Annotated in this window: 14 protein-coding genes; 1 reads left to right on the forward strand and 13 read right to left on the reverse strand. The window is 71.6% G+C overall.

What is annotated here, in order from left to right; all coding sequences use genetic code 11:
- Positions 1-110: 110 nt before the first annotated feature.
- The 3 genes from ACFYXM_RS09985 to ACFYXM_RS09995 all read right to left on the reverse strand — a co-directional run bounded on the left by ACFYXM_RS09985 (position 111) and on the right by ACFYXM_RS09995 (position 3587).
- On the reverse strand, positions 111-731 hold the full coding sequence (locus ACFYXM_RS09985) for a GNAT family N-acetyltransferase (RefSeq protein ID WP_389288481.1): 621 nt from the start codon (positions 729-731) through the stop codon (positions 111-113).
- A 190-nt stretch (positions 732-921) separates the two neighbouring features.
- Complete coding sequence (gene pruA / locus ACFYXM_RS09990) at positions 922-2553, reverse strand: L-glutamate gamma-semialdehyde dehydrogenase (protein ID WP_389288482.1); 1632 nt, start codon at positions 2551-2553, stop codon at positions 922-924.
- Between the two features lie 53 nt (positions 2554-2606).
- Entirely contained in the window at positions 2607-3587 is a 981-nt protein-coding gene (locus ACFYXM_RS09995) for a proline dehydrogenase family protein (protein WP_389288483.1), read from the reverse strand.
- Positions 3588-3766: 179 nt separating this feature from the next.
- On the opposite strand from ACFYXM_RS09995, the gene ACFYXM_RS10000 reads away from it, so the two are divergent.
- Positions 3767-4909, forward strand: coding sequence for a PucR family transcriptional regulator (locus tag ACFYXM_RS10000; protein ID WP_389288484.1), 1143 nt, complete (start codon positions 3767-3769; stop codon positions 4907-4909).
- A gap of 156 nt (positions 4910-5065) precedes the next feature.
- On the opposite strand, the gene ACFYXM_RS10005 is transcribed toward ACFYXM_RS10000, so the two are convergent.
- The 10 genes from ACFYXM_RS10005 to ACFYXM_RS10050 form a co-directional block, all read right to left on the reverse strand.
- Entirely contained in the window at positions 5066-5587 is a 522-nt protein-coding gene (locus ACFYXM_RS10005; RefSeq protein ID WP_389288485.1) for a hypothetical protein, read from the reverse strand.
- The gene (locus ACFYXM_RS10010; protein ID WP_389288486.1) at positions 5584-6312 is read right to left on the reverse strand and encodes a hypothetical protein; all 729 of its coding nucleotides are present in this window, start codon (positions 6310-6312) and stop codon (positions 5584-5586) included. The genes ACFYXM_RS10005 and ACFYXM_RS10010 overlap by 4 nt, the downstream gene beginning before the upstream one ends.
- A gap of 81 nt (positions 6313-6393) precedes the next feature.
- Positions 6394-8862 (reverse strand): Tox-REase-5 domain-containing protein, encoded by a 2469-nt coding sequence (locus tag ACFYXM_RS10015; RefSeq protein WP_389288487.1) that lies wholly within the window; start codon positions 8860-8862, stop codon positions 6394-6396.
- 325 nt (positions 8863-9187) lie between these two features.
- Positions 9188-9778: a TetR/AcrR family transcriptional regulator gene (locus ACFYXM_RS10020; RefSeq protein WP_389288488.1), complete on the reverse strand. Its 591-nt coding sequence runs from the start codon at positions 9776-9778 to the stop codon at positions 9188-9190.
- Positions 9779-9872: 94 nt separating this feature from the next.
- Positions 9873-11465: a phosphoglycerate dehydrogenase gene (gene serA / locus ACFYXM_RS10025; protein WP_389288489.1), complete on the reverse strand. Its 1593-nt coding sequence runs from the start codon at positions 11463-11465 to the stop codon at positions 9873-9875.
- A gap of 262 nt (positions 11466-11727) precedes the next feature.
- Entirely contained in the window at positions 11728-12729 is a 1002-nt protein-coding gene (gene ilvC / locus ACFYXM_RS10030) for a ketol-acid reductoisomerase (RefSeq protein WP_389288490.1), read from the reverse strand.
- 215 nt (positions 12730-12944) lie between these two features.
- Positions 12945-13472, reverse strand: coding sequence for an acetolactate synthase small subunit (gene ilvN / locus ACFYXM_RS10035; protein WP_073784708.1), 528 nt, complete (start codon positions 13470-13472; stop codon positions 12945-12947).
- Between the two features lie 22 nt (positions 13473-13494).
- The gene (locus ACFYXM_RS10040) at positions 13495-15351 is read right to left on the reverse strand and encodes an acetolactate synthase large subunit (RefSeq protein ID WP_389288491.1); all 1857 of its coding nucleotides are present in this window, start codon (positions 15349-15351) and stop codon (positions 13495-13497) included.
- Positions 15352-15568: 217 nt separating this feature from the next.
- Positions 15569-18412, reverse strand: coding sequence for a putative bifunctional diguanylate cyclase/phosphodiesterase (locus tag ACFYXM_RS10045; RefSeq protein ID WP_389288492.1), 2844 nt, complete (start codon positions 18410-18412; stop codon positions 15569-15571).
- Between the two features lie 411 nt (positions 18413-18823).
- A complete protein-coding gene (locus ACFYXM_RS10050; RefSeq protein WP_389288493.1) occupies positions 18824-19846 on the reverse strand; it encodes a 2-hydroxyacid dehydrogenase in 1023 nt (340 codons plus the stop codon).
- Between the last annotated feature and the right edge of the window lie 35 nt (positions 19847-19881).

The raw sequence follows: 19881 nt of genomic DNA on the forward strand, positions 1-19881 counted from the left end.
ACAATTACTCGGACTTCCTACTATCTGAGACGGAGAACACTCCGCCCGCCCGCGTGCCCCGCCGGCCCGCGTGCCTCACCGGCCTTTCCGCCCCACCGGCCCGCCCCGGCTCACAGCACGTCGCCGTCGCGCCAGTCGAAGACCAGCGCCCCGGGATCGGCGGACAGATCCTCGGGACCGGCGGGCACGGCCTCGGGGCGGCCGGCGGTCAGGTCCCCGGAGGGAACGGGCAGTGCCCCGCCCGCCACACCCCTGACGTACGTGGAGCCCTCCTCCTCCGGCAGCCGCTCGATCCCGTGCGGCCCCTGCACGGCGATCCGTCCGGGCCACACCCACCAGCCGCGCCCGGCGTACATCGCGGCGCCCTCCTCCGAGGCGGAGAGGGCCGCGAAGGCGTACGCCCTGTCCACGACCTGTTCCAGAGCGGCCATCACCCGCCCGCCGAGCCCCTCCCGGCGCCGGTCGGCGCGGACCGCCACGGCCTCCACATAGCCGATCCGGTACGAGCGGCCCGCCAGGACCACCCGGCGCTGGCCCACGCTGCCGTGGGCGAGGATTCCGCTGTCGTCACGGATGTACGCGTGGATGCCGCCGAGGGTGTGGTCCCAGTCCTCGTCGCTGAAGTCGCCCTCGAAGGCGGTGTCCAGGAAGGCCCGGATCTCGTCGAGGGCGGCCGGGGCGAGCTGATGGGTGTGCGCGGTACGCAGGGCGGGGGCGGTCGGCTCGGTCATGGCCGTCAGCCTGCCACGCGGAGAACACGACGGGCACCGAACAAGCCACCCGCCCCGCGAGAGCCGCAACATGGAAACCGCCTCCCGGCCGGCAGGGGAACCGGTCGGGAGGCGGAGTTCTGGCGGGGCGCCGGTGGGGCGGCGCCCCGCGAGGGCGTCGGCCCCCGGGCGGGGGCCGATGCGAGGGATATCAGCCCTGGTGGGGGTAGGTGTACTCGGTCGGCGGGACCAGCGTCTCCTTGATGGCCCGGGTCAGGGTCCAGCGCTGGAGGTTCTGCGGGGCGCCCGCCTTGTCGTTGGTGCCGGAGGCCCGGCCGCCGCCGAAGGGCTGCTGGCCGACCACGGCACCGGTCGACTTGTCGTTGATGTAGAAGTTGCCCGCGGCGTACCGCAGCTTCTCCATCGTGTACGCGGCCGCGGTGCGGTCGCCCGCGATGACGGAACCGGTCAGCGCGTAGTCGGAGACCGACTCCATCTGCTCCAGCATCGCGTCGTACCGGTCGTCCTCGTAGACGTGCACGGCGAGGATCGGGCCGAAGTACTCGGTCGTGAAGACCTCGTTCGAAGGGTCGGTGCACTCGATGACGGTCGGGCGGACGAAGTAGCCGACCGAGTCGTCGTACGTGCCGCCCGCGATGACCGTGCAGGACGGGTCGGCCGCGGCACGGTCGATGGCCGCCTTGTTCTTGGCGAACGAGCGCTCGTCGATGACGGCGCCGATGAAGTTCGACAGGTCGGTGACGTCGCCCATGGTGATGGAGTCGACCTCGGCGGCGAACTTCTCCTTGAAACCGGAGTTCCAGATGGAGGCCGGGATGTACGCGCGGGAGGAGGCCGAGCACTTCTGGCCCTGGAACTCGAAGGAGCCCCGGGTCAGCGCGGTCTTCAGGACGGCGTGGTCGGCCGACGGGTGGGCGACGACGAAGTCCTTGCCACCGGTCTCGCCGACGAGCCGCGGGTAGGTGCGGTAGTTGGCGATGTTGTTGCCGACCGTCCGCCACAGGTGCTGGAAGGTGGCGGTCGAGCCGGTGAAGTGGATACCGGCCAGGTCACGGTGGTTGAGGGCCACCTCGGAGACGGCGAGGCCGTCGCCCGTCACCAGGTTGATGACGCCCTTGGGCAGGCCCGCCTCCTCCAGGAGCCGCATCAGCAGCACGGCGGCGTGGGTCTGCGTCGGGGACGGCTTCCACACCACGACGTTGCCCATGAGGGCCGGGGCGGTGGGCAGGTTGCCCGCGATGGCCGTGAAGTTGAACGGCGTGATCGCGTAGACGAAGCCCTCCAGCGGACGGTGGTCCATGCGGTTCCACACGCCCGGGGAGTTGGCCGGGGGCTGCTCGGCGAGGATCTGGCGCGCGTAGTGCACGTTGAAGCGCCAGAAGTCGACGAGCTCACAGGGGGTGTCGATCTCCGCCTGCTGGGCGGTCTTGGACTGGCCGAGCATCGTGGAGGCGGCCATCGTCTCGCGCCAGGGACCGGCGAGCAGTTCGGCGGCGCGCAGGATGATCGCGGCACGGTCGTCGAAGGAGGTCGCCCGCCAGGCCGGGGCGGCGGCCAGCGCGGCGTCGATCGCCTCCTGCGCGTCCTGCTCCGTGGCATTGGCGTACGTGCCGATGACGGCCTTGTGGTTGTGGGGCTGCACGACGTCGAAGCGCTCACCGCCACCCATCCGCTTCTCGCCGCCGATCGTCATCGGAAGCTCGATCGGGTTCTGGCCGAGCTCCTTGAGCTTCGTCTCCAGGCGGGCGCGCTCCGGGGAGCCCGGGGCGTAGGTGTGGACCGGCTCGTTGACCGGCGCGGGGACCTGAGTCACAGCGTCCATGAGTGCCTTGTCTCCTCGTGTCGGGGTTCGGGGTCGGGGGTCGGCCGAGCGGGTCAGCTCTTGGTGAGGACGGAGCGGCCGAAGAACAGGAGGTTCGCCGGCTTCTCCGCGAGACGGCGCATGAAGTAGCCGTACCAGTCGGTTCCGTACGCGGTGTACACACGCATGCGGTGGCCCTCGGCGGCGAGCCGGATGTGCTCCTCGCTGCGGATGCCGTACAGCATCTGGAACTCGTACTCGTCCAGTTTGCGCCCTGCCTTGCGGCCCAGCTCCTGGGCGATGGCGATCAGCCGGGGGTCGTGCGACCCGATCATCGGGTAGCCCTCGCCCTCCATCAGGGTCTTCAGGATGCGGACGTACGCCTTGTCGATCTCGGCCTTGTCCTGGTAGGCGACGGAGGCGGGCTCCTTGTAGGCACCCTTCACGAGGCGGACGCGGCTGCCGGCGGCGGCCAGGCGGCGGGCGTCCTCCTCGGTGCGGAACAGGTACGCCTGGATCACGCAGCCGGTCTGCGGGAAGTCCTTCCGCAGCTCCTCGTGGATGGCGAACATGGAGTCGAGGGTGGTGTGGTCCTCCGCGTCCAGGGTGACCGTGGTGCCGATCGCGGCGGCGGCCTCGACGACCGGGCGGACGTTGGCGAGCGCCAGCTCGTGGCCGCTGTGGAATCGGGCGGCGGGCCCGGAGGGCTCTCCCCCGAGGGCGGTGGAGGGCGACGGGAGGGACTGCCCGAACATGGACAGCTTCACGGACATCTCGGCCCGGGCGCCCAGCTCCAGGCCCTTGAGACGGTCGATCAGCTCCAGGTAGGCGTCACGGGCGGCGGCGGCCTGCTCGGGGGTGGTGATGTCCTCGCCCACCACGTCGAGGGTGACTTCGAGGCCCTTGTCGGCGGCGTCCCTGATGACCGGGACGACCTGGTCGACGGTCTCACCGGCGATGAACCGGTCGACGACCTGCTTCGTGCCGGGCGCGGCCGAGACGAATCGGCGCATCTTGTCGCTGCGGGACGCGGCGAGAATCACGGGACCCAGCACGGGGCACCTCCACGGAAAGTACGAACGAAGGCCGTACCGGTGCGGGGGAAACGCGGCGGTACAGCACGGAGAACCACCGTGAAATCTAAGGATCTCTCCGATCCTGGGCCATCGACAGCTGTCACGCATCCGTTGCCCAGATCTCAGACATATGTCTGAAGGGGTGCGAGAATGGCCTTGTGAAGCGCGATTACCAGGAGCTGGTCGACGAGATCTCCGGACTGCTCGGCGCCCCCGCCACGCTGGAGAACCGCGATTTCGGCCTGGTCGCCTTCGGGGCCCACGACAGCGACGACGACACGGCGATGGACCCGGTCCGCACCCGCTCGATCCTGACCAGGCGCTCCACACCCGCCGTCCGTGCCTGGTTCGAGGGCTTCGGCATCACCCGCGCCACCGGCCCGGTCCGCATTCCGCCCGCCCCGGAGGCCGGGGTGTTCCGTGGCCGGATCTGTCTGCCGGTACGCCACCGGGGGGTGGTCCTCGGTTACGTGTGGCTGCTCGACGCGGACCCCGGTCCGACCGAGGAGCGGCTGGAGGCGGCGATGGAGGTGGCGGCCCGGATCGGGGTGCTGCTCTCGGAGGAGGCGCGGGCCGGTACGGACCTGTCGCGCGAGTTCGGCGCGGTCCTCACCGCCGGGCCGGGCTGGCAGCGCGACATGGCGGTGGCCGCGCTCCGCGAGTCGCTGGGCCGGGACGCGGAGGGGCCGCAGACGGTGGTGTGCGTGTCCCCGTGGCCGGACGAGGCGCCGTCGGTCCGTACGGTGCCGTCGGCGGCGGCGCTCTCCTCGGTCGCGGCACCCGGACCGGCCGGTCCGCCCTCGCTGGCCGCGCTGGTCCGGCTGCGTTCCGCCGACTCCCTCGACCCGGCACGCACCGCAGCCGGGCGGCTGTGCTCGACCGCCGGACGGGGCGCCACCGCCGGGATCGCGGCGGCCCGCCGGGGTCTGGCGGATCTCCCGACGGCCTGGCACGAGGCGTCGGCGGCGGCCCGCGCGGCGGCGGCCGAGTCCCGCTTCGGAACGGTCACCGAGTGGTCGGCGATCGGCCCGTACCGGATGCTGACGGCGCTCCCCGCGGAGTCTGCGGCGGACCCGGCGGTCCGCGCCCTGCTGGACCCCGCGCACGCGGACCTCGCCCGCACCGCCGAGGTGTTCCTCGACTGCGCGGGCCAGGCGTCGCGGACGGCCGCCGCGCTCGGCATCCACCGCCAGACGCTCTACTACCGGCTCTCCCGCGTCCGCCAGCTCACCGGCCTCGACCTGAACGACGGCGAGGACCGGCTGCTGCTGCACATGGCCCTCAAGGGCGCCCGGCTCTGAGCAGCCAGGAGCGGGACACGAAGCGGGGCACGAAAAGGGCAGGGGACGGAGCGCGAAGGCGGTCGGCGGCACGGGGACGCCGAGCCGCCGTCGCGCGAACCCGGCCGAGCACGGGTCACCGGGCCGCGGGGACGCGAGGTGGGCCCTCGCCGCCCGTCAGCGGTCGTCGTCCGGAGCCGTGACCGGGCGGTCGCTGACGAGGGCCGCGAGCACCAGCGGGGCGTCCCCGTCGCTGTGGCCCACGGTCACCCCGGCCCAGCGGCCCGTACCGCCCACCGGGCCCCACACCACCAGGTCGCCGTAGAGGTCCTGCCGGAACAGCGCCTCGAACAGCGGATCCACCCGGGCGCCCTCCTGCCGTCGCAGCAGCGGCACATGGAGCACAACCGCGTGATGCGGGCCCCAAAGACGGTCCAATTCCGCGGCCAGGGCGGCGAGATGGGCCTCCGCCGCCTCCTGCGCGTCGTTCCACTCGGGGGCGTACACCCCGGTCAGTGCATCGCCCTCCCACAGCGGGACGACGCGGAAGCCGTCGCCGTCGGTGCCGGTCCACTCCCCCGTCTCCGGATCGCCCTCGGCCACCACGGGCCCGGACCCCGGCAGCGGGGCCGTCAGCAGCGCCTCGACGTCGGCCAGCGCCCGGGCGAGGGCGAAGGGCTCCCCGGCGCGGCAGGTCACAGCACCGCCCGGTCCATCGGACGGGGCAGCGGATCCAGCGCACCGGCGTCGCGCAGCCGCTCGTAGGCCGCCACCACCTCGGCGGTCACGTCCGCGCCCGCGTCCGCGATGCGCAACAGCACGCCGCCTCCGGGCATTTCCTCCCGGACGGCCTTCAGGTCGCCGGGCACGAGGGCGGCGCGCCCCGGGGAGAGGTAGCCGGCCCGGCCCACCACGGGGTCGCCGACGGAGTACCCGGCGTCGTCCTCCAGCGCGTCGAGCACGTCGTCGTCGCTCACGTCACCGAAGTCCGGCTCCCACTCCCGGGCGAGGACGGCGAGGAGTTCCGCCCCCGGGACCTCGGCACCGTCCGGCACATGGAGCGTCATCACGAACGACTGGAGCAGGAACTCCGGTGCGCCCCCGGCCAGTCCGCTCAGCTCGGTCCGCAGACCGGGCGCGTCCGTGCGGTGCAGCCGCAGCGCCGTGCCCGTGAGATCGGACCAGCCCTCGGCCGCCTGCGCCACGCGCAGGGCGCCGAGCAGCGCCCCCTCGTCCGCGGGCAGTTCGGTCTCCGGGCCGGTCCCGTGCACCTGCCGCCACGGGCCCGCCCCGGTGGCGCCGCCCGGTGGCACCGCCCCGGGGAGCAGTGCCGTGATCCCGTCCAGCGTCCGCTTCCAGCGTCCGGCGAGCGCCTCGGCCGACTCGGGCCGGGGCCCCCAGAAGGCCCGCACTACACGTCGCATGCACTTTCCTCCGTCGAGCTTCGTCCTCGGGCGCGGCGGGCGGTCCCGGCCGATCGCGGCCGGACCGCCACCGCGTGCAGGCTACTCGTCGAAGGCCCCCGGTTTCCTGGTGCTGTCGTTCGGCTTCGGCTTCGTGTGCACCACCTTGATCGGCAGGCCCTCGTCCCGGAACGCCTGACGGGCCGCCTTCGCCACGTCGGGGTCGGAGAAGTGCCACTCCACGGCCCGGCCGCCGGACGCCTCCACCTGGGCCCTCGCCTCGGCGACGAACTTGTCCTTGCCGGACTTGGTGAGCGTGCCCGGTTCGGTCTGGGACAGGTAGCTCTGGTAGCCGTTCTTGGCCTCCAGGAAGGTCTGCCTGCCGGAGTCCCAGCCGTCGTACTCCACGGCCGGCTTGCCCTCCTTGGGGTGCGGCACGACGTACTCCTGGCCCCGGTTGGTTCCGGTGACCTGCTCCTGGTAGCGAAGCCAGGACTCGTTCTTCCAGTTGGGCGCGGGGTTGCGGTCGCGGCTGGCCCAGTAGCCGTCGCCCAGGTCCGCGTCACCGAGCTTGCGGTCCTTGAGGTCCTCGGCCCAGGACGGCGGGTTGTAGTTGCGCGGGTCGGAGGTGTCGTTGCGGGTCGGCTCCGAGTACTTCTTCTTGTCCAGCTCGGCCTTCCGGGCCCGCTCCGGCTCCTCCAGCCGCTTCTGCTCCAGGTGGGCGGCCCGCTCCTCGGCGCGCGCCTTCTCCGCCGCGGCCTTGGCCGCCTCGTCGCAGCCGCCGTCCGCGAGGACGACCCGGCCGGTGGAACCGGACGCCAGCACACCGGTGCCGGACCCCGCGACCCCCATGGTCCCGCCGCCGTGGCGCACCAGGGCCGGGCCGGACGCGATGACGCAGCCCGTGCGGCGCGCCGCGTCCTCCGCCGCGTCGGCGGCGTCGTCGGCCTCCTTGGCCGCCTTGCGCACGCCGTCGAGGTCGCCGAGTTCGGCGGCCTTGCGGGCGCGGCGAGCCGCGCCTCCCGCGTCGTCGACGGCCTTCGCCACCGTCTCGGCGATCTTGCCCAGCTTGCCGAGTTTGCCGACCTTGCCGACGACCTTCGCCACGTCGTAGCCGGGGATGAAGAGGGAGCCGACGTTCCAGATCACGTCGGTGACGGCCCGGGTCTTCTCCCCGTTGTTCCAGCGGTCACGGACCTCGTCGCCGACGAAGACGTCGTCACCGACCTTGACGACGGTGTTGACCGACGCCGAGCCCCAGTCCCAGAGCGCCCCGAGGTAGTCGCCCTTGTCCCACTTGTCGGCGGCGTCCTCGGAGTCCTTCGACCACTGGTCGCCGAGCTGCTTGCCGTAGTCCGCGATGCCGGACCAGGTCTCGGGCTTGAACAGGTCGATGATCCCGGTGATGTCGCCCCAGACGCCGTCGACCGCCACGCCCTTGACGACCTGCGTCGTACGGTCCCAGGCACAGCCGAAGAAGCCCCAGCCGCTGCAGTCCTCCTCGTCGTCCTTGCCGCCGCCGTCGTTCTTCCCTTCGCCGTCCTCGTCGGACGCGGGCGTGTCGTAGGCGGCCTCGGGCTCGTCGTTGTCCTCCGGGTACGTGTCCACGCCGCTGCCCGGCCGGCCGTCGTCGGGACCGCCCGTGCCGCCGCTGCCGCCCGTGGAGCCGGACGAACCCGAGGAACCGCCGTTCGCCCCACCGCTGCCGCCGTCGACGTTCCCGCCGCTCGCGTTCCCCCCGCTCGCGTTCCCGCCGCTCGCGTCGCCGCCGCCGTCGCCCGTGCCGGAGGGGCCGCCGTTCGTGCCGCCGGTGACCGTCGCGCCGCTGTCCGCGCCCGCGTCGCCTCCGCCGCTCGTGGCACCGCCGTCCTTCCCGGGACCGGCCTCCACATGACCCGGGCCGTCCCCCGACGCCGGGCAGGAATAGCCGCTCAACGAGCAGATCGCGGCCTGGAGTTCCGCGGTGATCCGGCCGCCGAGGCCGCTCAGCGTCATGGCCGCGATCAGCGCGACGACGATCAGCACCAGGCCCAGGTACTCCAGGGCCGACTGCCCCCGGTCCCGGCGCCAGGTGATCATGTGGGAGAGCGAGAACCGGCGCTTCGCGCCGCGTTCCCCGACAGGCTTCGCGCCCCGCTCCACCGGCGGCAGCAGGAACCAGGAACGGCTCTGCGCCCGCGTCAGGAGGACCAGGATCAGGATGGGCAGGAGCAGCTGCACGAAGCCGCGCGCCGAGCCGTCCCCGATGTTGGCCACGCCGCCCAGGACCAGCCACGCCTGTACGGCGACCAGCCCCCACCAGACCCGTTTGCCGCCGGTGCGCAGACGCCGGGCCAGCAGCAGGCCCAGCACGCCGGGCGCGGCGGCGTACAGCAGGATGCCGAGGACCTGGGCCCCCATCGCGTCCACCGCGAACGCCGAGCCCAGCAGGCCGAGCCCGCCCAGGACCGTCGCGCCGAACAGCACGAACAGCAGCAGCCGTGCCGTGTTGAGCGGACGCGGAAGCTCCCGGTGCCCCGGTCTCACCGGGACCGGTCCCCCGGGAACCGGCACGCCACCGACAACAGACATACGTGTCCCCCGACCCCCGATGTCAGCAAGTCACATGACAGCGACTCACCCTAGGGTCGGGGCCGTCCCCGCGTCATGGGTCTCAGGACCCAACTCCGGGCCCACACCGAGCGAGTGAGCCCGCGTCACCGCCCGGAGGGACCGTGGCCCGTACGGACGAGCCCGCGCGGGCGGGGTGCCGCGCGGGCGGGGAGTGCGGTCGGCGGGGGTGGCAGGGGCGCGGGGAAAGGGGTACGGGGGGCAGGGGGCACGCGCCGGGAGATACACGGACGTTCCGGTGCCGCGGGACGCACGCCGCGCGAGGAACGCGACGCGAGCGGTGCCGTCAGGACGCGCACCCTTCGAGGACCGCCTTCAGTCCGTCCGTCAGGTCCTGGGCGGACGGCGCCGAATCACTGTCCATCAGCCACTGCACCATCACGCCGGCGAGCAGTGCCTGGCAGAACAGCCCGGCCACCCGCGCCTTCTCGGGGTCCTTCTCGGGGTCGATGCCGAGCATGCTCTCGGCCAGCCCGTCCCGCCCCTCGCGCTGCGGGCCGATCAGCGCCTTCCGCAGCTCCGGGTCCTGGTCGATCCGGGAGGTCACCTCCATCTGGAGCTGCCAGACCGAACGGGTCCGCTCGTAGCTGCCGATCACCCGCTCCCAGGTGTCGCGGAACTGGTCGAGCGGCGCCCGGGGGATCCCGCCGTCCTCGTCCGTGTCCTCGCCCCGCCGTTTCGTGAGCACATCGCCCCACTCCTCGGTCAGCTTGAGGAAGGCCAGGTTGAGCAGGGCTTCCTTGGAACCGTAGTGGTAGCCGATGGAGGCGAGGTTCGTGCCGGAGGCGGCCACGATGTCGCGTGCCGTCGTCCGTGCGTACCCCTTTTCCAGCAGGCAGCGCTTGGCACCTTCGAGCAGATCCGCACGGTGTCCCATGACAGCAGCGTACCCGGCGTCTAGACGTCCGTGTAAGACGTACGTCTAGATGTCGGGCGGGCCGGGTACGCGGGGCGCCGTGAGGGCGCGGCCGTCAGTCGGTCAGGTTCACCGTACGGGCGGAGGTGGCACCGATCTCCGTGGAGATCTCGGCGAGCACCGAGGCCGGGACGTCGTCGTCGACGGTGAGAACGACCAGCGCCTCACCGCCCGCGCCCGTCCGCGACACCTGCATGCCCGCGATGTTCAGACCGGCCTCGCCGAGGATCCGGCCGACCGTGCCGACGACGCCGGGGCGGTCCTCGTAGCGCAGCACCAGCATGTGGTCGGCGAGCGCCAGGTCCACGTCGTACTCGCCGACGGCGACGATCTTCTGGAGGTGCTTGGGCCCGGCCAGCGTGCCGGAGACCGCGACCTCGTCGCCGTCCGCGAGCGTGCCGCGGACGGTCACGAGGTTGCGGTGGTCGGGCGACTCGGAGCTGGTGGTGAGGCGGACCTCGACGCCGCGTTCCTGCGCGAACAGGGGGGCGTTCACGTACGACACGGTCTCGTCGACGACATCCTCGAACACGCCCTTCAGCGCGGAGAGTTCGAGCACCTTGACGTCGTGCTGGGTGATCTCGCCGTACACCTCGACATCGAGCCGGACCGCGACCTCGCCCGCCAGCGCGGTGAAGATCCGGCCGAGCTTCTCGGCGAGCGGCAGACCCGGGCGCACGTCCTGGGCGATGACGCCGCCCTGGACGTTGACCGCGTCCGGCACCAGCTCGCCGGCGAGGGCCAGGCGCACGGACTTGGCGACCGCGATGCCGGCCTTCTCCTGCGCCTCGTCCGTGGAAGCGCCCAGGTGCGGGGTGCAGACGACCTGGTCGAACTCGAACAGCGGGGAGTCCGTGCAGGGCTCCTTCGCGTACACGTCGAGACCGGCGCCGGCGACCCGGCCCTCCTTGAGGGCGGAGGCGAGCGCCGCCTCGTCGACGATGCCGCCGCGCGCGGCGTTGACGAGACGCACGGTGGGCTTCACCTTGTGCAGTGCCTCGTCGCCGATCAGGCCGACCGTCTCGGAGGTCTTGGGCAGGTGCACGGTGATGAAGTCCGACACCTCCAGCAGCTCGTCGAGCGAGAGGAGCTTGACGCCCATCTGGGCGGCACGCGCGGGCTGCACATAGGGGTCGTACGCGACGATCTTCATGCCGAAGGCCGACATGCGCTGGGCGACCAGCACACCGATGCGGCCGAGGCCGACGACGCCGAGGGTCTTCTCGCTCAGCTCCACGCCGGTGTACTTGGAGCGCTTCCACTCGCCGTTCTTGAGCGCGGTGTTGGCCTGCGGGATGTTGCGCGCGGTGGCGATCAGCAGACCGCAGGCCAGCTCGGCCGCGGTGACGATGTTGGAGGTCGGGGCGTTGACGACCATCACGCCGGCCTTGGTGGCGGCGGAGACGTCGACGTTGTCGAGGCCGACGCCCGCGCGGGCCACGACCTTCAGCTTCGTGGCGGCGGTGATGGCCTCGGCGTCGACCTTGGTGGCGGAGCGCACCAGGATGGCGTCGACGTCGACGATCGCGGCGAGGAGTTCGCCGCGGTCCGCGCCGTTGCAGTGCCGGATCTCGAAGTCCGGGCCCAGGGCGTCGACCGTGGCGGGCGACAGCTCTTCAGCGATGAGTACGACGGGTTTCGAGCTCACGTGAGTCCTCACAAGTCCAGTGCGGACGGCCGTCCCGACGGCCGCAGGCGGTGGAGGGGCTTGCCGCGTGGAAGACGCACGACACTGTGGGCCTGACGCGTGTATGTGTGGAGCAGTGTAGTCATGCGCCGGGGCACGCACTGCGCCCCGTTGGAAGGATCACCCACACGGAGTGGACGACTTGTACACACGTGCGCGCAGCCTCTTCCGGCGGTGAACGCGGCGGGGCGGACCGGCGCTCCGGTCCGCCCCCCGGGCGTGCTTACGCGTCCTCGTCGTTGACCCAGCTCATGAGCTTGCGCAGCTCACGGCCCGTGGTCTCCAGGAGGTGGTCGCTGTCCGCCTTCTTGTACTCGCTGTACCGGGGCAGACCGTTGTGGTACTCGTCCATCCAGTTCTTGGCGAAGGAGCCGTCCTGGATCTCCGCGAGGACCTTCTTCATCTCGGCCTTGGTGGCGTCGGTGATGATCCGCGGGCCGGTCACGTAGTCGCCCCACTCGGCGGTCTCCGAGATGGACCAGCGCATCTTCTCCAGGCCGCCCTCGTACATGAGGTCCACGATGAGCTTCAGCTCGTGCAGGCACTCGAAGTACGCGATCTCCGGCTGGTAACCGGCCTCGACCAGGGTCTCGAAACCGGCCTTGACCAGGGCGGCGGTGCCGCCGCAGAGAACGGCCTGCTCACCGAACAGGTCGGTCTCGGTCTCCTCGGTGAAGGTCGTCTTGATGACGCCGGCGCGGGTGCCGCCGATGCCCTTGGCGTACGACAGCGCCAGCGCGAAGGCGTTGCCCGTGGCGTCCTGCTCGACGGCCACGATGCAGGGGACGCCGCGGCCCTCCTCGTACTGGCGGCGGACCAGGTGGCCCGGGCCCTTCGGGGCGACCATGCAGACGTCGACACCGGCCGGCGGCTTGATGAAGCCGTAGCGGATGTTCAGGCCGTGACCGAAGAACAGCGCGTCGCCGTCCTTGAGGTTGTCCTTGATGGACTCCTCGTAGACCTTGGCCTGGATCGGGTCCGGGACGAGGATCATGATGACGTCGGCCTCGGCGGCGGCCTCGGCCGGGGTCACCACGCGCAGGCCCTGCTCCTCGGCCTTGGTCTTGGACTTGGAGCCCTCGTGCAGACCGACACGGACGTCGACACCCGAGTCGCGCAGCGACAGCGCGTGGGCGTGGCCCTGGCTGCCGTAGCCGATGACCGCGACCTTGCGGCCCTGGATGATGGACAGGTCGGCGTCGTCGTCGTAGAACAGCTCGGCCACTGGGTCTCTCCTTGGTGTGCGGGTGGTGCGTCCCACCGTACGGCGGGATACGTCGGAAACGTTTACTGATCTCGCCATACGGGCGGCGAGGGGGCGACGTCCCGGTGCCGCCGCGACGACGGCACCGGGACCGGCACCAGGCCGTGTCTTCGAACTGCCGCCTGCCGTGCGACGCCCGGCCTGCGGCCGGACGACGGCACTTTCGACGACATGGCCTAGGCCGTACGGTCGAGGGCGCGCAGCGACCGGTCGGTGATCGAGCGCGCGCCGCGCCCTATGGCGATGGTGCCGGACTGGACCAGCTCCTTGATGCCGTACTGCTCCAGCATCCTGAGCATGGCCTCCAGCTTGTCGGCGCCGCCGGTGGCCTCGATCGTGACCGCCTCCGGGGAGACGTCCACGGTCTTGGCGCGGAACAGCTGGACGATCTCGACGATCTGGGAGCGGGTCTCGTTGTCGGCGCGGACCTTCACCAGGACGAGCTCCCGCTGGATCGCAGCGGAGGGCTCCAGTTCGACGATCTTGAGGACGTTCACGAGCTTGTTGAGCTGCTTGGTCACCTGCTCGAGGGGCAGGCCCTCGACATTCACGACGATGGTGATGCGCGAGATGTCGGGGTGTTCGGTGGTTCCGACCGCGAGCGAGTCGATGTTGAAGCCGCGGCGGGAGAACAGGGCGGTGATCCGGGCGAGGACACCGGGCTTGTTCTCGACCAGGACGGAGAGCGTGTGCTTGGTGGACATGGCGTCGGTCTCTCTCGGTCTCTCAGTCGTCTTCGTTGTCGCCGAAGTCGGGGCGGACCCCGCGGGCGGCCATGACCTCGTCGTTCGAGGTGCCGGCGGCGACCATCGGCCAGACCATGGCGTCCTCGTGGACGATGAAGTCGATGACGACGGGACGGTCGTTGATGGAGTTGGCCTCTTCGATGACCTTGTCCAGGTCGGCCGGGTCCTCGCAGCGGATGGCGTGGCAGCCCATGGCCTCGGACAGCTTGACGAAGTCCGGGACGCGGGTGCCCTTCGCCGGGACGCCCTCGGTGTCGGCACCGGAGTGCAGCACCGTGTTGGAGTAGCGCTGGTTGTAGAACAGGGTCTGCCACTGGCGGACCATGCCGAGCGCGCCGTTGTTGATGATCGCGACCTTGATCGGGATGTTGTTGAGCGCGCAGGTGGTGAGTTCCTGGTTGGTCATCTGGAAGCAGCCGTCGCCGTCGATGGCCCAGACGGTACGGTCCGGCGCGCCGGCCTTGGCGCCCATCGCGGCCGGGACCGCGTACCCCATCGTTCCGGCACCGCCGGAGTTCAGCCAGGTGGCGGGCCGCTCGTGGTCGATGAAGTGGGCGGCCCACATCTGGTGCTGGCCGACGCCCGAGGCGTAGATCGTTCCCTCGGGGGCCAGCTCGCCGATGCGCTGGATGACCTGCTGCGGGGACAGGCTGCCGTCCTCGGGGAGGTCGTAGCCGAGCGGGTAGGTCTCGCGCCAGCGGTCGAGGTCCTTCCACCAGGACGCGTAGTCACCGACGTGGCCCTCGGTGTGCTCGGCCTGGACGGCCTGGACGAGGTCGGCCAGGACCTCGCGTGCGTCGCCCACGATCGGCACGTCGGCCGCGCGGTTCTTGCCGATCTCGGCCGGGTCGATGTCGGCGTGGACGATCTTGGCGTACGGGGCGAAGCTGTCCAGCCTGCCCGTGACACGGTCGTCGAAGCGGGCGCCGAGGGCGACGATCAGGTCGGCCTTCTGCAGCGCGGTGACGGCGGTGACCGAACCGTGCATGCCCGGCATTCCGACGTGCAGCGGGTGGCTGTCGGGGAATGCGCCGAGCGCCATCAGTGTGGTGGTGACGGGCGCTCCGGTGAGCTCGGCGAGGACCTTCAGTTCGGCGGTGGCCCCCGCCTTGATGACGCCGCCGCCGACGTACAGCACCGGGCGCCTGGCCTGGGTGATCAGCTTGGCGGCCTCGCGGATCTGCTTGGCGTGCGGCTTGGTGACCGGACGGTAGCCGGGCAGGTCCTGGGTGGGCGGCCAGCTGAACGTGGTCTGCGCCTGGAGGGCGTCCTTGGCGATGTCGACGAGGACGGGGCCCGGACGGCCGGTCGAGGCGATGTGGAACGCCTCGGCGATGGTGTGCGGGATGTCCTCGGCCTTGGTGACGAGGAAGTTGTGCTTGGTGACCGGCATGGTGATGCCGCAGATGTCCGCCTCCTGGAAGGCGTCCGTGCCGATCGCCCTGGAGGCGACCTGGCCCGTGATCGCGACCAGCGGGACGGAGTCCATGTGGGCGTCCGCGATCGGCGTGACCAGGTTGGTGGCACCGGGGCCCGAGGTGGCCATGCAGACGCCGACCTTGCCGGTGGCCTGCGCGTAGCCGGTGGCGGCGTGTCCGGCGCCCTGCTCGTGACGGACCAGCACGTGACGGACCCGGGTGGAGTCCATCATCGGGTCGTAGGCCGGAAGGATGGCGCCGCCGGGAATGCCGAATACCGTGTCGGCCCCCACCTCCTCGAGGGAGCGGATGAGGGACTGCGCGCCCGTGACGTGCTCAACGGTGGCGGCGGGCGATCCGCCGTTACGGGCCCGCGGCTGGGGATGGTGGGCCCCTGTGGCCTGCTCGGTCATCGGCATTCTCTTCTCGAAGCTGAGGGTTCGTGCGGGGTGTTCTGCGGCGTTTGCGTGGTTCCGGTGCAACAAAAAACCCCTCGTGCCATGAGGCAAGCGAGGGGAGCGCGTCGGTGTGGTCTGCAGAGTGCCTTCGAGGGACTCTGCTTCAGCCGACGCGCTGTCCAAGTACGAGAATTCGGGTGCGCATGGCATCGACCCTCTCTCCGACGCACACGACGTGTCAAGTGGGTGGGACGGGAGTCTCAGCATGTGAGCCACGAAGGAGTGGGATCGAGCCGCCCGTCAGGACGGGTTCCGCGGTGGCGGTGCCGGGCATCGGGAACGTGCCCCGGGTCAGGGCGCGGCGCAGCCGGTACTCGTCGAGCGGCCCGGAGAACGCCATCCCCTGTCCGTGTGTACAGCCCATGGCGCGCAGGGCCAGGACCTGTTCCGGCACGTCGACCCCGTCGGCCACGGACTGCATGCCCAGGTCGCAGGCGATTCGCAGCAGGCCGCTGGTGATCTTGTGGAGGCGGGCGGACGCCACGACGCCCTCGACGAGACCGCGGTCCAGTTTGAGCACGTCGATGGGGAGCCGGCGAAGCGCGTTTATGGCCGCGTATCCGCTGCCGAATCCGTCGAGCGCGATGCGCACGCCGAGGCGGCGCAGCGTGACGAGGCGTTGTTCGAGTTCGTCGAAGGGGATCCGGGGGTCGCTCTCGGCGACCTCGATCATCAGGGTGCCGGAGGGCAGGCGATGCCGGGTGAGCAGGGCCTCGATGGAGCCGGACGGCGTCCCCTTGTCGAGCAGTCTGCGGGCGGGGAGCCGTACCGCGACGGAGACCCGGTGTCCGGCCCTGGCCCGGTCGGCGGCCTGCTCGATGGCCTCTTCGAGGAGCCAGCGGCCGAGTTCGGCGGTGCGGTCGCCGTCCTCGGCCACGCGGAGGAATTCGGCGGGGGTGAACAGGATGCCCTGGGCGGACCGCCAGCGCGCCTGGGCGGCGACGGCCGACACGGTGCCGCTGGCCAGGTGCACCACCGGCTGGTGGAGCAGGGCGAACTCGCCGTCGCGCAGCGCGTTGCGGAGCCGGGCGGCCAGCTCCGAGCGGCGGACGACCTCGGCCTGCATCTGCGGGGCGTACAGCTCGACGCGGTTCTTGCCGCCCGCCTTGGCCCGGTACATGGCGAGGTCGGCGTTGCGCATGAGGTCGCTGGGGGTGATGCCGGGCTCGGCGAACGCGACCCCGATGGACGCGGCGACCCTGACCTCGCCGGGGCCGACGCCGACGTGGTAGGGCCGGGAGAGGGTGAGACGGAGCCGGTCGGCGATCTCGTGGACCTGGCACTCCCGGGCGGACTGGTCGCCCGCGCCGTCGCCGAGGATGATCGCCGCGAACTCGTCGCCGCCGAGGCGGGCCGCGGTGTCCCCGGCCCGGACGGACTCCTGGAGACGGCGGGCGGCCTGGACGAGGAGTTCGTCGCCCGCCTGGTGACCCAGACGGTCGTTGACCGCCTTGAAGCCGTCGAGGTCGATGAAGAGCACGGCGGTGCCCGCGTCGCCGGTGCGACGGCCGCCGAGGGCCTGCCGTACCCGCTCGGTGAACAGGGCGCGGTTGGGCAGGCCGGTGAGCGGGTCGTGCTCGGCATTGTGCTGCAACTGGGCCTGGAGCCGCACACGTTCGGTCACGTCGCGGCTGTTGAGGATCAGCCCGCCCTGATGGCGGTTGACCGTGGACTCGACGTTGAGCCAGTCGCCCGTGCCCGATCTGAAGCGGCACTCGATCCGGGTGGTCGGTTCCTCGCTCTGCGGGGCGGCGAGGAACCGGCGCAGCTCGTGGACCACGCCGCCCAGGTCCTCGGGGTGGATGACCGAGGCGAGCTGGGTGCCGACCAGATCCTCGGCGTCCCGCCCGTACACCCCCGCGGCGGCGGGGCTGACGTAGCGCAGGACGCCGGTGGGGGCGGCGATCATGATGACGTCGCTGGAACCCTGCACCAGCGAGCGGAAGTGGTTCTCCTTCTGCGCCAGCTCCTGGGTGAGGGCGATGTTGTCGACGAGCATGATGGCCTGCCGCACCACGAGGGCGAGCGCCACCGTGCAGCCGGTGAAGACCACGACGCGGTCGACGGTGCGGCCCTCGACGACGTTGTAGAGGATGCCGAGGGTGCAGACGGCGGCGGCGAAGTACGGCGCGAGAGCGGCCAGCGAACCGGCGATGGGCCGACTGGCCTGGCGCGGCGCTTCGCGCGACGCGAGGACCTCGCCGGAGGCGGCGCGCACGCCCCAGGGGGCATAGGCGAGGAGCAGCGAACCCGCGAACCAGCCGGCGTCCAGCAACTGACCGGAGTGGTACGCCTGCCGCAGCAGCGGCGAGGTGAACAGGGCGTCGGACAGGACCGTCACGGCGAGTGCGGCGATGGCCGTGTTCACCGCGGAGCGGTTGACGTTGGCGCGGCGGAAGTGCAGGGCCAGCACCATGGAGACCAGCACGATGTCGAGCAGCGGATAGGCCAGCGAGAGCGCCGCGCGGGCCACGCTCGTCCCCCCGGCGTCCGTGAGGTGCGCGGTGTGGGCGAGGGCGAGGCTCCAGGAGATGGTGAGGAGCGAGCCGCCGATCAGCCAGGAGTCGAGCACGAGGCAGAGCCATCCGGCCCGCGTGACGGGACGTTTGGCGAGGACGAGCAGCCCGATGACGGCGGGCGGCGCGAAGCACAGGAAGAAGACGTCGGCGAGGGAAGGACTGGGCACCCGCACCCCCCGCACGACCTCGTACCAGCCCCAGACGGCGTTTCCCCCGGCTGCCATGAGCGAGGAGAACGAGAACAGCAGCCAGGCCGGGCGGCACCGGTCGCCGTCGGCGCGCGCGTAGAGGAAGCAGGAGACGGCGGCGATCAGCGCGGCGGCGCTGAGGCCGAAATCCCCCATGAAGAGCGCCACTTCCGGCGAGCCCCAGCCGACGGCCGCCCCGACCGCGTAACCCCCGCAGACGAGACCGAGCAGGATCTGCGAGACCACCGCGCCGGTCCCGCCGACGGCCGACCGCCGGGCCAGAAACGCCCCGAAGGCATCGCTCGGCGCGCTCATCGGCGCACACCCGGCGCCGACCGGCGCACGCGCGCCCGGCGCACCGCCGGGCCCCGTCCGCGGTCGGCCGCCCCCGCCGACGCGCGGGCGGGCGTCCGGCACCCGCCGTCGGGGCACGGCAGCCGTCGGCCGCCGTGCCGTGTCGGATCGTTCGCCCCTCGGCCGTACATCACCCATCGCCCCCTCGCGTGTTGCGTCCTCCCCGGCACCGTCCCTCCTCGGCGCAGCGCCCCTTTCGGGACGATACACCAGACCGGTCACTCAGGGACATAGTCCCCCTACGCTGCGTAACGATCAAGGTCGCGATCGGGACGGTGCGCAGTCATACCGGCCCGTAGCGTGGTCGGTTCATGGGTATCCCGTGATCATCCTGTGGTTCACGCCCTGGCCGTCCCGTGGTGCGCAACATGATCAACCGGTGGTGTGCACGACGTTCCGCAACGGCTCCCCCGCGGCGAAGCGGCTCAGTTGAGCGGTCAACAGGCGCTTGGCGCGCGGCAGGAAAGCGGAGCTGGTGCCGCCCACGTGCGGGGAGACGAGGACGTGGGGAGCGTGCCAGAGGGGGTGTCCGGCAGGCAGGGGTTCCGGGTCGGTGACGTCGAGGGCCGCGCGCAACCGGCCGGACTCCAGTTCGGCCAGCAGTGCTCCGGTGTCGACGACACCGCCCCGCGCCACGTTCACGAGCAGCGCGCCGTCCGGCATCGCGGCGAGGAACTCCGCGTCCACCAGCCCCTGTGTGGACGGGGTCAACGGAGTGGCCAGCACGACGACGTCCGACTCGGGCAGGAGCGCGGGCAGGTCGTCGAGCGGGTGCACGGGGCCGCGCTCCGTCGTTCGCGCGGATCGTGCGACGCGTGCGACGCGTGCGCACTCGAAGGGCGCGAGCCGGTCCTCGATGGCCGCGCCGATCGCCCCGTACCCCACGATCAGCACGGACTTGTCGGCGAGCGCGGGATGGAAGCCGGCCCGCCACTCCTCCCGGTCCTGACCGCGGACGAATCCGGGGATGCCGCGCAGGGAGGCGAGGATCAGGGTGAGGGCGAGCTCCGCGGTCGACGTCTCGTGAACCCCCTTGGCGTTGCACAGCCGCACTCCCAGGGGCAGCGCCCCGAGGCTCGGTTCCACGTGGTCGATGCCCGCGGTGAGCGTCTGCACCGCCCGGACCCGTGTCATGGCCGCGAACGGACGGGTCGCGGTCCCGGCGTCCGACATGTACGGCACGACGTAGAAGGCGCAGTCGGCCGGGTCCGCCGGGAAGTCCCCCGTGCCGTCCCAGAAGCGGTAGACCAGGCCGTCCGGAAGTCCCTCGATCTCTTCGGCGGGATACGGCAGCCATACGTCGTGGGGCCGCGTCGAAGCGGCCGGATTCGTCGCGGTGGCCCGGGTCGCCGGAGTGGTCGTGGCCGTCGTAGTCGTCGAATTCGTCGGAGTCATGGTCAGAAGGCTATTGCCGGTCCCGGCACCGGGCC

It is taken from the genome of Streptomyces sp. NPDC002476 (assembly GCF_042889785.1).
In the GTDB taxonomy this organism is placed as follows: Bacteria; Actinomycetota; Actinomycetes; order Streptomycetales; family Streptomycetaceae; genus Streptomyces.

Excerpts from the sequence above, each read along its gene's own strand:
- ACFYXM_RS10040 (WP_389288491.1), bottom strand. The coding sequence starts at position 15,351 with ATGCCGATGACCGAGCAGGCCACAGGGGCCCACCATCCCCAGCCGCGG.
- ACFYXM_RS10045 (WP_389288492.1), bottom strand. The coding sequence starts at position 18,412 with ATGAGCGCGCCGAGCGATGCCTTCGGGGCGTTTCTGGCCCGGCGGTCG.
- ACFYXM_RS10015 (WP_389288487.1), bottom strand. The coding sequence starts at position 8,862 with ATGTCTGTTGTCGGTGGCGTGCCGGTTCCCGGGGGACCGGTCCCGGTG.
- ACFYXM_RS10010 (WP_389288486.1), bottom strand. The coding sequence starts at position 6,312 with ATGCGACGTGTAGTGCGGGCCTTCTGGGGGCCCCGGCCCGAGTCGGCC.
- ACFYXM_RS09985 (WP_389288481.1), bottom strand. The coding sequence starts at position 731 with ATGACCGAGCCGACCGCCCCCGCCCTGCGTACCGCGCACACCCATCAG.
- ilvN (WP_073784708.1), bottom strand. The coding sequence starts at position 13,472 with ATGTCCACCAAGCACACGCTCTCCGTCCTGGTCGAGAACAAGCCCGGT.
- ACFYXM_RS10050 (WP_389288493.1), bottom strand. The coding sequence starts at position 19,846 with ATGACTCCGACGAATTCGACGACTACGACGGCCACGACCACTCCGGCG.
- pruA (WP_389288482.1), bottom strand. The coding sequence starts at position 2,553 with ATGGACGCTGTGACTCAGGTCCCCGCGCCGGTCAACGAGCCGGTCCAC.
- ACFYXM_RS10020 (WP_389288488.1), bottom strand. The coding sequence starts at position 9,778 with ATGGGACACCGTGCGGATCTGCTCGAAGGTGCCAAGCGCTGCCTGCTG.